Below are 13,915 nucleotides of genomic sequence, written 5' to 3'. Positions count from 1 at the left end.
GGGGGCGACTGATCACGGCCCTGCATGAAACCGCTCCATGCTGTTGCTCAAGTGCAGCAGCATGGCGGCGCGGGCGGCATCGGCGTCCTGCCGGCGAATGGCCTGATAAATCGCTTCGTGCTCGGCTTGAGCCATCTTTCCCAACTGGCTGAAATCTTCACTGCCGCGCTCCTGTGCATTGAGCTGCGTGCGCGGGATCAATGACGCGCCCAGGTGCATCAGCATGTCGGGAAAGCAGTTATTGCCCGTGGCCTGAGCGATCAGCAGATGAAAACGCCGGTCGGCCTCCACACAGCTATCGTTGTTTGCCAGCAGCCGCCCGTAGTCATCCAGTGCCTCGCGCATCTGCGCCAGCTGTGCATCCGTACGGCGCCGGGCAGCCAGTGAGGCCGCCTGGGTTTCCAGGCCCATGCGCAGCTCCAGCACGCTGCGCACATTGGTCAGCGTGTCGACGTTAAGCCGAAGCCCCGCGTGTGCCCGCCGCTCCAGCACAAACGTACCCACGCCATGGCGGGTTTCCACCAGCCCCGCGGCCTGAAGTTTTGATAGAGCCTCGCGTACTACGGTGCGGCTCACCCCGTGCTCGCTGACGATTGCCGTTTCCGAGGGCAGTTTCTGCCCGGTGGCGAATTCGCCCTGCAAGATGCGTTGGGTCAGTTCGTTGACCAGATCATGGGCCAGGTTGGGCGTGCGACGTCGTGCCTGAGGTTCGCTGTCCGGGGCCATAGTACGTGTCCTGGAGAAATGGCAGTCATATTACCACTGGCGCCGCAGAACGTTGACCTTGTATGACAACGCACAAATATTGGGCTGTTACCACGATGCTGCTTTAGAAATAACCCATTGATTGCTCAGCGGGCGTTGTCCGGCTCGACTTGCAGTTGTATGATGTCTGGCAGCGAGTCACCGCCACGACGGTCGACACCGCGCTTTCAGGCGCACCGCGCCTTTCCCCGCATAAAAATAAACAGTGGGAGTATCGAATGTGAGCAATCCAAGCCTGGTCGCCGGTGGCGACGTGAATCCAGTGCTGGCGCGCGCCGTTGCGAAGGTAAAACAGCGGGTGCTGCCGTTGTTCGTCATCATGTTCATCGTCAATTACATTGACCGTGTGAACATCGGCTTCGTGCGTACCCATCTCGAGCATGACCTTGGCATCGGTGCCGCTGCCTACGGCTTCGGCGCGGGGCTGTTCTTCATTGGTTATGCGCTGTTCGAAGTGCCGTCCAACATGCTGCTTCAGCGCGTAGGCGCCCGGGTATGGCTTACCCGCATCATGTTCACCTGGGGCATCGTCGCCACGATGATGGCGTTCATCCAGACCGAAACCCATTTCTATATCCTTCGCTTCCTGCTCGGCATCGCCGAGGCCGGGTTCTTCCCCGGGGTGATCTATTACTTCACTCGCTGGTTGCCTGGCGTGGAGCGCGGCAAAGCCATCGCCATCTTCCTCAGCGGTTCGGCACTCGCTTCGTTGATCTCCGGCCCGCTGTCCGGTGCATTGCTCGGGATCGAGGGCCTGAACATGCACGGCTGGCAGTGGATGTTCCTGATTGAAGGGCTGGCGTCGGTGTGCCTGTGCTTCGTGGTGTGGTTCTGGCTGGATTCCAAGCCGCACGATGCCAAGTGGTTGGCCGTAGAGGAACAGGATGCCCTGGTAAACGCCATCGAGCAGGAACAGCGTGAGCGCGAGGCCATGACCACGATCAAGCCGACCGTAGGCCAGCTTTTGAAAGATGGCCAGATCCTGCTGTTCTGCGCGTTGTACTTCTGCATCCAGCTGACGATCTATGCGGCAACCTTCTGGTTGCCCAGCATCATCAAGAAAATGGGCGACCTTACCGATTTCCAGGTAGGCCTGTTCAACTCCATTCCATGGTTGATTTCGATCATCGCCATGTATGGCTTCGCCGCTGCGTCGGGCAAATGGAAGTTCCAGCAGGCCTGGGTCGCCTGCGCGCTGTTGATTGCCGCACTGGGCATGTTCCTGTCCACCACCAGCGGGCCGATCTTTGCCTTCGTGGCGGTGTGCTTCGCCGCAATCGGGTTCAAGTCGGCGTCCTCGTTGTTCTGGCCAATCCCGCAGGCCTACCTCGATGCACGGATCGCCGCGGCGGTTATTGCCCTGATCAACTCGCTGGGCAACCTTGGCGGGTTCTTCGCCCCTGCGACCTTCGGCTTTCTCGAACAGCAGACCGGCTCGATCGTAGGTGGCCTGTATGGTCTGGCCGGCACGTCGATCCTTGCCGCCATTCTGGTGTTCTTCGCCAAGACACGGCCCAACAGCCAGGATGCCCTGCCCCATGAGCCTGCCGGCCCCGCGCTTGGCAAGACCCACTGAGCCTCACGAACCCGACAAGGACATGACCATGAACGATTTTTCCCGCGTAGCCGGCCAAGCCCCCATCGTGACCGAGTTGCAGGTAATCCCGGTGGCTGGGCACGACAGCATGCTGCTTAACCTCAGCGGCGCCCACGGGCCCTTCTTTACCCGCAATATCGTGATTCTCAAGGACAACGCCGGGCACGTTGGCGTTGGTGAAGTGCCCGGCGGCGAGCGCATCCGTGAAACCCTCGAGGATGCCCGCAGCCTGGTTGTAGGCCAGCCTATCGGTAACTATCAGCAGATTCTCAACCGCATGCGCGAGGCCTTTGCCGCTCGAGACAGCGCCGGCCGCGGCCTGCAAACGTTCGACCTGCGCATTACCATCCATGCCGTCACCGCCATGGAAGCCGCGCTCCTGGACCTTCTGGGTCAATTCCTTGAGGTGCCGGTCGCCGCCTTGCTGGGTGAAGGTCAGCAGCGCGATGCCGTGAAGATGCTGGGGTACCTCTTCTATATCGGTGACCGCAACCAGACGGACCTCGGTTATCGCACCGAAACCGAAGGCGATGACTGGTTCCGCCTGCGTAACGAGAAAGCCCTTACGCCGCAAGCGGTGGTACGCCTGGCGGAAGCGGCAAAGGCGCGGTATGGCTTCAACGATTTCAAGCTCAAGGGCGGCGTGCTGCGCGGCGAGGAAGAGATCGAGGCGGTAACGGCGCTGGCCGAGCGCTTCCCGGACGCGCGCATTACGCTGGACCCTAACGGCGCTTGGTCACTCAAGGAAGCTATCCGCCTGTGCCGCGATCAGCACCATGTGCTGGCCTACGCTGAAGATCCCTGCGGCGCGGAAGAGGGTTATTCCGGCCGCGAGGTGATGGCTGAATTCCGCCGGGCGACCGGCCTGCCGACCGCAACCAACATGATCGCCACCGACTGGCGGCAGATGGGCCATGCAATTCAGTCCCAGGCAGTGGATATTCCCTTGGCGGACCCGCATTTCTGGACGATGCAAGGCTCTGTGCGGGTGGCGCAGATGTGTAACGACTGGGGCCTTACCTGGGGTTCACATTCCAACAACCACTTCGACATCTCCCTCGCGATGTTTACGCAGGTTGCCGCTGCGGCGCCGGGCGATATCACCGCGATCGACACGCACTGGATCTGGCAGGATGGTCAACGCCTGACCCGCGAGCCTTTGCAGATTATCGACGGCCACGTGCAGGTGCCGAAAAAGCCTGGGCTTGGGGTCGACATCGACATGGATGCCGTGGCGCATGCCCATGAGCTGTACAAAGGCATGGGCCTTGGCGCGCGGGACGACGCGGTTGCCATGCAGTTCCTGATTCCGAACTGGCGCTTCGACAACAAGCGGCCATGCCTGGTGCGGTAACCGACGAGGGGCAAGCGTGACCCTGGCGGGGCGTTTATACTGTATCCATATACAGCATAGGGGCCCCGTATGTTACCCAGAGCGCCGCAGCGTGGCCGTGGCACGGTCAGCAATCCGGATAACCGTTTTCATGGCCTCCAGTCCACGGCCGAGGACGACGGCTGGTATCAAGAAGTACCGGCCACCATTCACACCGAGGTACGGATCGAGCATGCCAAAAGCATCATCGCCCGCAACACCTCGCCAGACATACCCTTCGACCGCTCTATCAACCCGTATCGGGGATGCGAGCATGGTTGTATCTACTGCTTCGCCCGCCCTACCCATGCCTACTGGGACATGTCGCCGGGCCTGGATTTCGAAACCCGCTTGATTGCCAAGACCAACGCTGCCGAGCGGCTTGAAGAGGCCTTGAGCAAGCCAGGCTACCGGTGTGCGCCAATAGCCCTGGGCGCCAATACCGACCCCTACCAGCCTATCGAGCAGCAATACCGGATCACCCGGCAATTGCTGGAAACCCTGCTTCGTTATCGGCACCCGGTCACCATCACCACAAAGAGGGCGATGGTGCTGCGTGACCTTGACCTGCTTCAGGAAATGGCCGCATTGCGGTTGGTCAGGGTGATGGTCAGCCTCACCACGCTTGACGATGAGCTCAAGCGAACCCTGGAGCCCCGTGCCGCCTCTGGCGGTGCGCGTCTGCGGGCGATCCGGGTGTTGGCGCAAGCCGGGGTGCCAGTGGGCGCAATCTGCGCCCCGATCATTCCGATGATCAACGACCATGAATTGGAAGCGATGATCCAGGCCGCAGCCGATTCAGGTGCGCGCAGTGCCCACTACGTGCTGCTGCGGCTTCCGCTGGAAGTCGCGCCACTGTTCGAGGAATGGCTGGGTGTTCATTATCCGCAACGCGCGGCCCATGTATTGAGCCTCATCCGCCAGAGCCGGGGCGGTGAGCTGTATAACTCGCAGTTTGGCGCACGGATGAAAGGCGAAGGCGTGTTTGCTCAGCTTATCGCCCGGCGTTTCGCTGCCGCGGTCAAGAAGGCGGGCTTGGGTCTGCGGGAAGATCAACCGTTGGATTGCTCGTTGTTCTGCCCGCCCGGGCGGCAGCTGGCCTTATTGTGATAAGTCATGGCGTTTAATATATAAAGCGGAGAAAGCAAACTGCCACTAACGAACTTCACTAGTGGCATTGCGCCGCTTGTCACCCTGAACAAAGCGCCCATCAACTTCAGCTTTAATTAAGAAACTCGACCTAATATCAGATTTGTCTTATCCGGTCACAGTTTCTGTAATACGGAATTTTAAGATTTCGGTGTAGGATTTTTCTCCCGACCTGAGTGGGACTTTTCCTACCATCAAGAGGATGCAGCATGGACCCGAAGGATCAACCGTTACCCGACCCCTCCACAGTGGCCGAAAGCGCAGAGCAAGCGCTGCAACATATTGTCGACGGTTTCCGGCATTTCCATCAGGAGGTCTTCCCTGAACAGCAAGCGCTGTTCAAGAAGCTGGCCACCGCGCAAAAGCCACGCGCAATGTTCATTACCTGCGCCGATTCGCGCATCGTGCCGGAGCTGATCACCCATAGCTCGCCGGGCGACTTGTTCGTAACCCGCAACGTAGGCAACGTAGTGCCTCCTTATGGGCAAATGAACGGAGGCGTTTCCACCGCGCTTGAATACGCAGTGATGGCGCTAGGCGTGCAGCACGTGATCATTTGCGGCCACTCGGACTGCGGCGCGATGCGTGCGGTGCTGAACCCGGACAGCCTCGAAAAGATGCCGACCGTGAAGGCCTGGCTGCGCCACGCCGAAGTCGCAAAGACAGTGGTTCACGAGAACTGCAATTGCGCGACTGAAGCCGAAACCATGGCCGTACTCACCGAAGAAAACGTGATCGCCCAGCTTCAACACCTGCGTACCCACCCCTCTGTCGCGGCCCGCATTGCCAGCGGCCACCTGTTTATCCACGGGTGGGTGTACAACATCGAAACCAGCGAAATCAAAGCGTACGACGCGGAGCGAGATTGCTTCCTGCCTCTGGATGGTCCTCATCCAACTCCAAGCGCAACCCCGAAAGGCCGTTTCTAGAAGCGGTTCAATTGTCATAGGCCATGGGAACTACGCCCGGCGTGGTTCAGGCCGTTTCCGTTTAATAAGAACAATCAACGAACGGGTCAACTTGTATAGCGTCTGGGTGCCCGGCGGTTGCCGCGTGCCCGGAACAATGCCGGTGTGCCTGGTGTAACGGTGCGGCCGCGGCCTGAAGTAACTTCAGGAGAGCGACGTGAATATTGCGCAAATCAAGGCGGCCCTGCCGCGCGAACTGATGGCTTCGGTCGTGGTTTTCCTCGTGGCATTGCCCTTGTGCATGGGCATTGCCATCGCCTCGGGCGTGCCGCCCGCAAAAGGTTTGGTTACCGGCATCGTGGGCGGCCTGGTAGTGGGCTTTCTGGCAGGTTCGCCCTTGCAGGTGAGCGGCCCCGCAGCCGGTTTGGCCGTATTGGTATTCGAACTGGTCCGCCAGCACGGCTTGGCCATGTTGGGGCCTATCTTGCTGCTGGCGGGTGTTCTGCAGTTTGCGGCAGGCCGGTTTCGCCTCGGCTGCTGGTTCCGGGTGACGGCGCCTGCGGTGGTGTACGGCATGCTGGCGGGTATCGGCGTGCTGATCGTGCTTTCACAGGTGCACGTAATGCTTGACCAGTCACCGCAGCCGTCTGGCGTTGCCAACTTGCTGCAATTTCCCGGCGCAGTCAGCGAGGCCCTGCCGGCCCTAGGTGGTGGTTTGGGTTGGCAAGCAGGGATGCTCGGCGTGCTCACCATCGCCATCATGTGGGCGTGGGAAAAGCTACGCCCTGCCCGCCTGCGATTCGTACCGGGTGCCTTGCTGGGTGTAGCCACGGCGACGGCGCTCAGTATTATTCTCCCGCTGCAGGTAAAGCGTGTGGAAGTGCCCGCCAACCTTGCTGATGCCATCGACCTGCTCAAGCCGGCCGACTTGATGGCCTTGGCGGACCCTACCCTCTTGATTGCCGCTGTTGCCTTGGCTTTTATTGCAAGCGCGGAGACATTGCTATCGGCAGCCGCAGTAGATCGCATGCACAGTGGGGTGCGATCGGATTTCGACCGTGAGCTGTCGGCCCAGGGGGTGGGCAACATGCTCTGCGGCCTGCTTGGGGCCCTGCCCATGACGGGCGTGATCGTACGCAGCTCCGCCAACGTACAGGCAGGCGCGCAAACCCGCGCCTCGGCAATCCTGCATGGCCTTTGGTTGCTGGCGTTCGTTGTAGTGTTGTCCAGCGTGCTGCAGCAGATTCCAGTGGCCAGCCTGGCCGGTGTGCTGGTGTTCACCGGCGTGAAGCTGGTGGACTTCAAGGCCTTCCGCGGGTTGGGACGTTATGGGCGCATGCCAATGTTCACCTACGCCGCTACAGCGCTGGCCATCGTATTCACGGACCTGCTGACCGGCGTGCTGCTGGGCTTCGCCCTTACGTTGCTGAAGCTGGCACTCAAAGCCGCGCGCTTGAAGATCGCCGTAGTGCCTGCCGGCGAACGCCGGGTCGAACTGCGCCTGACCGGGTCGGCCACCTTCCTGAAGGTACCCGCGCTGACCAAGGCGCTGGGCACCATCGAGCCGGGTACGGAGGTGCATGTGCCGCTGGGAGGGCTGAGCTACATCGACCATTCGTGCCTGGAACTGCTGGAAGATTGGGGGCGGGCCAATCAGGCCAGCGGCTCCCGGTTGATCATCGAAAGCCGCGGCCTCAAGCGCCGTGTGGAAGGCCGCTTGCGCACCAGCACCGGCTTGGGAGCAGGCGCTTAGCGCGGTCAGGCAACGTTGATCTCAATCCCCAGTTGACGGGACAGGCAAGGCCAGCGTTTCCACGCCGCGCCTGTCTCGGGGCTGGTGAGCTTGCCCTTGTACGCCTGAACGGTTTCCTGCTCGAACGCTTCGTCATCAAGCAGCTGGTCCATGGAGTGGTGCACCACTTCATCCAGCTCGTTCGCGAAGGGTTCGCCGATAAGGTTGTGAGCGATCAGGTTCGCAACGGTGGTATCCAGCGGTATCAACGGCTGGGCGAAGTGGCGGATATACAGGTCGTTTACCTCTTCCACCAGGCGGTGGGCCAGGTAGGCTTCGTCCAGCAACCCGTCCAGGCCCTCGTGGCCGGTTATCAATTCGGGCGGCCGCAGGAAGTATTCCAAGGCAATGTTCAGCACCGGTTGAATCTGCGGGCTGATGCCCGCCTCCAGCGCGACTTGCGCCGCCGCGTCGATCAGGTCGGGCACCTGTTCGATATAGGCATCGACGAAGCGGTGCAGGGTAGCCTCTGATTCGCTTTGGCCGTCATTCAGGCGAATGGAGGAGTGAAGGTTGCTAAGGCGGCCATTCAGGAGGCCGGCGAGCTGGCCGGTTTGTGCCTCATGGTTGTGGGCACGCTTGATCAGCTCGCGCAATGCGGCGGTATTCATGTTTACTCCGGCTAATACGTTTGCGCAAAGCCCCTACGATAGTCGCCACCACGGTAGGGGTCAGATGAAATATTCATAACCCGTCCGTGGTTATTTCCTTGAGTTATTGCTAAAAGCCATTACGGGCTTCGAGAGTTCTAAGGGTTCGAGGCTTGCCGAAGGCTTGCTCCGGCGTGCTGAATCACCGTACCGTGTGGCATGCCTCTGGGAGCCATGAGATGACCCGCCTCGAAAAAGCCACCGCTGCCCTGATCGTGATTGTCGCTCTGGGGATCGGCTGGATGATCGAAAAGGCTATCAACCGCGACGGGCTGGACGAAAGTTCAGAGCTCCTGGAAGCTGGGTTCATCGTTCTTCCCCAAGGGCGCCCGATGCCCCGCCTGGACATGACCGATCAAGACGGGCACACCGTCGCGATGGATAGCCTTACCGGTACCTGGAGCGTGCTGTTCTTCGGCTATACCTTCTGCCCCGACATTTGCCCCACTACGCTTGCGCAGTTACGAGAGCTGAAACGCAAACTGCCTTCGGCATCCGCGCAGCGGCTACAGGTGTACTTCGTAAGCGTTGACCCGAACCGGGACACGCCGGCGCAAATGAAGGACTATCTGAGTTACTTCGACAAGGGCTTCAAAGGGCTGACGGCATCGGAAGCGGTATTGACGCAATTCTCGACCGCAACTGGCATTCCCTATCTGCCGCCGGATACCACCAAGCCCAATTACACTGTACAGCACAGCGGCAACCTGGCAGTCATAGGGCCGGACGGTCGGCTACGCGGGTTTATCCGCGCGCCGTTCGACACGGCCCTGCTGGTGAAGCGTTTGCCGCAGCTGCTGGAAAGCAACTGACCTTCAGAAGGCTGGCAGCACCGCGCCTTTGTATTTATCCAGGATGAACTGCTTGAGCTCCGGGCTGTGCAGGGCTGCAGCCAGCTTTTGCATGGCCGGCGAATCCTTGTTGTCCGGGCGGGCGACCAGAATGTTTACATAAGGCGAGTCGTTGCCCTCGATCACCAAAGCATCCCGGGCCGGGTCCAGTTTGGCTTCCAGGGCGTAGTTGGTATTGATCAGCGCGAGGTCCACCTGCGTCAGCACCCGTGGCAGGGTGGCGGCTTCGAGGGCGCGGATTTTCAGGTCTTTCGGGTTTTCGATGATGTCCTTCGGCGTGGCCAGGATGTCCCGCGGGTTCTGCAGCTTGATCAAGCCTGCCGCTTGCAGCAACAGCAGCGCGCGGCCGCCATTGGTAGCGTCGTTGGGAATGACCACGTTGGCACCGCCCGGCAACTCGTCGAGCTTCTTGTACTTGCTTGAATACGCGCCCAGCGGCTCCAGATGCACGCCGGTCACGGCAACCAGGTTGGTTCCCTTGCCGTTATTGAATTCATTCAGGTAGGGCTGGTGCTGGAAGAAGTTGGCGTCCAGGCGGCTCTCTGCGACTTGCACGTTAGGCTGTACGTAATCGGTGAATACTTTCACGTTCAGGTCTACGCCCTGTGCGGCCAGCGCTGGCTTCACGAATTCGAGGATTTCGGCGTGAGGCACCGCAGTGGCGGCAACGGTGAGCGTTTCGTTGGCGTGTGCGGCCAGGCTGAAAACAGTGGCGAATGCCACCAGCAGTTTTTTCATGGTCAGTGCTCCTGCAAGCCGCTCAGGGATAAGAGCGGCTTTACTTTTATTTACGGGAATAGTGAATCACCAGACGGTCGCCGATGCTTTGCAGCACCTGCACCAGGACGATCAGCAACACCACGGTGACGATCATCACGTTGGTCTGGAATCGCTGGTAGCCGAAGCGAATGGCCAGGTCCCCCAGGCCACCTGCACCCACCAGGCCCGCCATGGCGGTATAGGACACCAGTGTGATGGCCGTGACGGTAATCGCCGCGAAGATGCCTGGCCGTGCTTCTGGCAACAACGCGTTGAGGATGATCTGGCGTGTAGTGGCGCCCATCGACTGGGTGGCTTCGATAATGCCGCGGTCTACCTCACGTAACGCGGTTTCGACCAGGCGGGCGAAGAACGGCGTGGCCCCCACCACCAGCGGCGGAATCGCCCCTGCAATGCCCAGGGAAGTGCCGGTGATCAGGATGGTCAGCGGGATCATCACGATCAGCAGAATGATGAACGGGAGGGAGCGCAGTACGTTCACCACGAATGAAAGCAAAGCGTACATGCCGCGTTGTTCAAACAGCTGCCGCGGGCCGCAGAGGAACAGCAGCACGCCCAGCGGCAAGCCGAGCAATACCGTGAACAACAGCGAGCCGCCGAGCATCAGCAGGGTGTCGACCGTGGCAAGCCAGATGTCGCTCCAGTCGATGTTGGCAAAGAATTCCATCACCGCAATACCTCCATATGTACGTCCGCTTGTGCGAAGCGGGCGAACGCTGCGTCCATGTCGCCGCCAGTGATCGCCAGCGTCAGCTGCCCATAAGGAGCATCCTTGATGCGGTCGATACGGCCAGCGAGGATGCTGTAGTCCACGCCTGTTTCCCGGGCAACGGTACCCAGCAGTGGCGCATAGGTGGCTTCGCCCTGGAAGGTCAGGCGCACGATGCGCCCTGGCACGTGAGCGAAATCGTCGCGCTGTTCGCTTTCGTCGATCTGCTCGTCTTCCTGCACAAAGCGCCTGGTCGTGGGATGGGTGGGGTGCAGAAACACCTCGGCTACCGGGCCCTGTTCCACGATGCGCCCGGCGTCCATCACGGCTACCTGATCACATACACGTCGGATCACGTCCATCTCGTGGGTGATCAACACGATGGTGAGGTTCAGTTCGCGGTTGATCTCGGCCAACAGGCGCAGCACCGAGGCTGTGGTTTGAGGGTCCAGCGCACTGGTGGCCTCGTCGCATAGCAGGATTTTCGGCTGGGTGGACAACGCGCGCGCGATACCCACTCGTTGCTTCTGCCCGCCGGACAGCTGCGCCGGAAACTTGCGCGCGTGTTCGCTCAAGCCAACCCGCGCCAGCAGGCTGGCTACGCGCTTGTCGATTTCAGCCGACGGAAGTTCGCCCGCCAGGCGCAGCGGCAACGCAACGTTGTCGGCGACGGTTTTCGACGCCAGCAGGTTGAAGTGCTGGAAGATCATGCCAACCTGCTGGCGCAACCGGCGCAGGCGGTCCGCGCCATAGGCAGTCACGTCTTCGCCATCGATGAGTATGGTGCCGCCGCTGGGCTGCTCCAGCCGGTTGATCAGGCGCAGCAAGGTGCTTTTGCCGGCGCCGGAATGGCCGATCAGGCCAAATACCTGGCCTGAAGGGATCAGTAACCGGGTGGGGTGCAAGGCGGGAATATCCCGGCCTGCCACCCGGTAGGTCTTGTGGACGTCTTGAAACTCGATCACGGGTCACCTGCGTGCCACGCACCCTGAGGCGCGTATGGAGGGCGGTTGGCCAAAACCGCGCATTTTAGCCTGAGCAGGCCGCCGCTTCAGTATTTCTTTCGTGACCGGTTGCCGCAGCCGCTGCGATTCAACGGAACGGGCGCCTGCCATGGTGAGTCACTAATCCACGAACCACCATGCGAAGCCTGAAACGGGCATAGCCAGCGAGGATACAACCACATGGCAACCGAAAGCGGAAAACCCAGCGAACTGGCCGGCACCGATGCGCCGGACCGGGCCAATACCAACGACAAGCTGGAACAACTCGAAGCGTTTCGCTCAGACGCCACCGGCCAGGCGCTGCGTACCAACCATGGCGTGAAGATCAGCGATAACCAGAACACGCTCAGGGTTGGCCCGCGCGGCCCCTCGCTGCTTGAAGACTTCATCATGCGCGAGAAGATCACCCACTTCGACCACGAGCGTATTCCCGAGCGTATCGTGCATGCGCGGGGTTGCGCGGCCCACGGTTACTTCCAGAGCTATGGCTGCCATGCCAGCCTGACCAAAGCCGCGTTCCTTCAAGACCCGAACAAGCAAACCCCGGTATTCGTGCGCTTTTCCACCGTGCAAGGCCCGCGCGGCTCGGGTGATACCGTGCGCGACGTGCGCGGCTTCGCGACCAAGTTCTATACCGACGAGGGCAACTTCGACCTGGTCGGTAACAACATGCCGGTGTTCTTTATTCAGGACGCGGTGAAATTTCCCGACTTCGTTCATGCGGTCAAGCCCGAGCCTCATAACGAGATCCCTACCGGCGGTTCGGCGCACGATACCTTCTGGGACTTCGTGTCGCTGGTACCGGAGTCCGCTCACATGGTCATCTGGGCGATGTCCGACCGAGCCATCCCCAAAAGCCTGCGTACCATGGAGGGCTTCGGTATTCATACCTTCCGGTTGATCAATACCGAAGGCAAGGCGAGCTTCGTGAAATTCCATTGGAAGCCCAGGCAGGGTGTGTGCTCGCTGGTGTGGGACGAGGCTCAGAAACTGGCAGGCAAGGACACCGACTACCACCGCCGGGACTTGTGGGAAGCCATCGAAATGGGCGACTACCCTGAGTGGGAGCTGGGTGTGCAGATCGTGCCGGAGGAGGACGAGCATAAGTTCGAGTTCGATCTGCTCGACCCCACCAAGATCATCCCCGAAGAACTGGTGCCCGTCACGCCGTTGGGCAAGCTGGTGCTGAACCGCAATCCGGATAATTTCTTCGCCGAGACCGAGCAGGTCGCGTTCTGCCCCGGCCACATCGTGCCCGGTATCGACTTCACCAATGATCCCCTGCTGCAAGGCCGGCTGTTCTCGTACACCGATACCCAGATCAGCCGCCTCGGCGGGCCGAACTTCCATGAAATTCCTATCAACCGCCCTGTAGCGCCTAACCATAACGGCCAGCGTGATGGTATGCATCGCATGACCATCGACCGCGGCCGTGCCGCCTACGAGCCGAATTCCATCGATGGTGGCTGGCCGAAGGAAACGCCCGCTGGCCCTAAAGACGGCGGGTTCGAGACCTATCAGGAGCGCGTGGAAGGCTACAAGATCCGCGAGCGCAGCGAGTCCTTTGGTGACCACTTCTCCCAGGCCCGGTTGTTCTTCCACAGCATGAGCGAGCCGGAAAAGGAACACATCATCGCCGCCTACAGCTTCGAGCTGGGCAAGGTCGATCGGGAGTTCATTCGCGCCCGGCAGGTGAATGAGATCCTCGCCAATATCGACCTCACCCTGGCCCAGCGCGTGGCGGCAAACCTGGGCTTGCCTGCGCCCACGGCTGGCACGGTTGACGTGAAGGAGCAGACCCTCAAGGCATCGCCAGCGCTGAGCCAGCTGAACCTGCTGGTGGATAGCATCAAGGGCCGCAAGATCGCGGTACTGGTGGCCAACGGGGTGGACGACCAGGCGGTAGCCAGCGTGAAAGCCGCGCTCGAAGCCGAAGGTGCCCATGCCAAGGTGCTAGGGCCTACCTCGGCGCCGGTGAAAACCGCGAGTGGCGCCACATTGGCGGTGGACGCCTCCATGGAAGGGCTGCCCTCCATTGCGTTCGATGCGGTGTGGATTCCCGGAACTCAGCAGTCGGTGCAGGCGATGAGCACTGATGGCGTGGCACTGCACTATGTGCTGGAAGCCTATAAGCACCTCAAGGCCATTGGCGTAAGCGACCAGGCCAAGGCGCTGATCGACCAGCTCAAGCTGGAAGAGGATGCAGGCTTGTTGATCGGCGACAGCAAGGTCGCGGATTTCATCGCCGCTATCAAGCAGCACCGGGTATGGGCGCGGGAGCCGAAGGCCAAGGCCGTTCCAGCCTGACCGATAGCAGCCAGGCCGGGCCCGTCACTAC

Annotated in this window: 12 protein-coding genes; 7 read left to right on the top strand and 5 right to left on the bottom strand. The window is 60.8% G+C overall.

Annotation, left to right across the window (positions count from 1 at the left end; genetic code table 11):
• Positions 1-12: 12 nt before the first annotated feature.
• Positions 13-726: a FadR/GntR family transcriptional regulator gene (locus tag LG385_RS20490; RefSeq protein WP_225775697.1), complete on the bottom strand. Its 714-nt coding sequence runs from the start codon at positions 724-726 to the stop codon at positions 13-15.
• 259 nt (positions 727-985) lie between these two features.
• On the opposite strand from LG385_RS20490, the gene LG385_RS20485 reads away from it, so the two are divergent.
• From LG385_RS20485 to LG385_RS20465, 5 genes are all read left to right on the top strand, one after another.
• Entirely contained in the window at positions 986-2,341 is a 1,356-nt protein-coding gene (locus LG385_RS20485) for an MFS transporter (RefSeq protein ID WP_225775696.1), read from the top strand.
• Positions 2,342-2,369: 28 nt separating this feature from the next.
• Entirely contained in the window at positions 2,370-3,716 is a 1,347-nt protein-coding gene (gudD, locus tag LG385_RS20480) for a glucarate dehydratase (protein WP_225775695.1), read from the top strand.
• 69 nt (positions 3,717-3,785) lie between these two features.
• Positions 3,786-4,844 (top strand): PA0069 family radical SAM protein, encoded by a 1,059-nt coding sequence (locus tag LG385_RS20475; RefSeq protein ID WP_225775694.1) that lies wholly within the window; start codon positions 3,786-3,788, stop codon positions 4,842-4,844.
• A gap of 248 nt (positions 4,845-5,092) precedes the next feature.
• The gene (locus LG385_RS20470) at positions 5,093-5,812 is read left to right on the top strand and encodes a carbonic anhydrase (protein ID WP_225775693.1); all 720 of its coding nucleotides are present in this window, start codon (positions 5,093-5,095) and stop codon (positions 5,810-5,812) included.
• Positions 5,813-6,050: 238 nt separating this feature from the next.
• The gene (locus tag LG385_RS20465; protein ID WP_225776293.1) at positions 6,051-7,544 is read left to right on the top strand and encodes a SulP family inorganic anion transporter; all 1,494 of its coding nucleotides are present in this window, start codon (positions 6,051-6,053) and stop codon (positions 7,542-7,544) included.
• A 5-nt stretch (positions 7,545-7,549) separates the two neighbouring features.
• Here LG385_RS20465 and LG385_RS20460 read toward each other — a convergent pair whose 3' ends face one another.
• Positions 7,550-8,194 carry a hypothetical protein gene (locus LG385_RS20460; RefSeq protein ID WP_225775692.1) on the bottom strand — a complete coding sequence of 215 codons (645 nt, stop codon included), beginning with the start codon at positions 8,192-8,194 and terminating at the stop codon, positions 7,550-7,552.
• 218 nt (positions 8,195-8,412) lie between these two features.
• Between LG385_RS20460 and LG385_RS20455 the strand changes: the two genes are divergently transcribed.
• Entirely contained in the window at positions 8,413-9,045 is a 633-nt protein-coding gene (locus tag LG385_RS20455; protein WP_225775691.1) for an SCO family protein, read from the top strand.
• A 3-nt stretch (positions 9,046-9,048) separates the two neighbouring features.
• On the opposite strand, the gene LG385_RS20450 is transcribed toward LG385_RS20455, so the two are convergent.
• The 3 genes from LG385_RS20450 to LG385_RS20440 are packed head-to-tail and all read right to left on the bottom strand — an operon-like array spanning position 9,049 to position 11,538.
• A complete protein-coding gene (locus LG385_RS20450) occupies positions 9,049-9,822 on the bottom strand; it encodes a MetQ/NlpA family ABC transporter substrate-binding protein (protein WP_181111237.1) in 774 nt (257 codons plus the stop codon).
• Positions 9,823-9,868: 46 nt separating this feature from the next.
• Entirely contained in the window at positions 9,869-10,531 is a 663-nt protein-coding gene (locus tag LG385_RS20445; protein ID WP_225775690.1) for a methionine ABC transporter permease, read from the bottom strand.
• Positions 10,531-11,538, bottom strand: coding sequence for a methionine ABC transporter ATP-binding protein (locus LG385_RS20440; RefSeq protein WP_225775689.1), 1,008 nt, complete (start codon positions 11,536-11,538; stop codon positions 10,531-10,533). The genes LG385_RS20445 and LG385_RS20440 overlap by 1 nt, the downstream gene beginning before the upstream one ends.
• Positions 11,539-11,757: 219 nt before the next feature.
• On the opposite strand from LG385_RS20440, the gene katE reads away from it, so the two are divergent.
• The gene (katE, locus tag LG385_RS20435; RefSeq protein ID WP_225775688.1) at positions 11,758-13,884 is read left to right on the top strand and encodes a catalase HPII; all 2,127 of its coding nucleotides are present in this window, start codon (positions 11,758-11,760) and stop codon (positions 13,882-13,884) included.
• Positions 13,885-13,915: the final 31 nt, after the last annotated feature.

The sequence above is a fragment of the Pseudomonas sp. Marseille-Q5115 genome, from assembly GCF_916618905.1.
Classification (GTDB): Bacteria; Pseudomonadota; Gammaproteobacteria; order Pseudomonadales; family Pseudomonadaceae; genus Aquipseudomonas; species Aquipseudomonas japonica_A.
The sequence above is the reverse complement of the archived record's forward strand: the minus strand, read 5'-3'. Positions and strand labels throughout refer to the sequence as shown.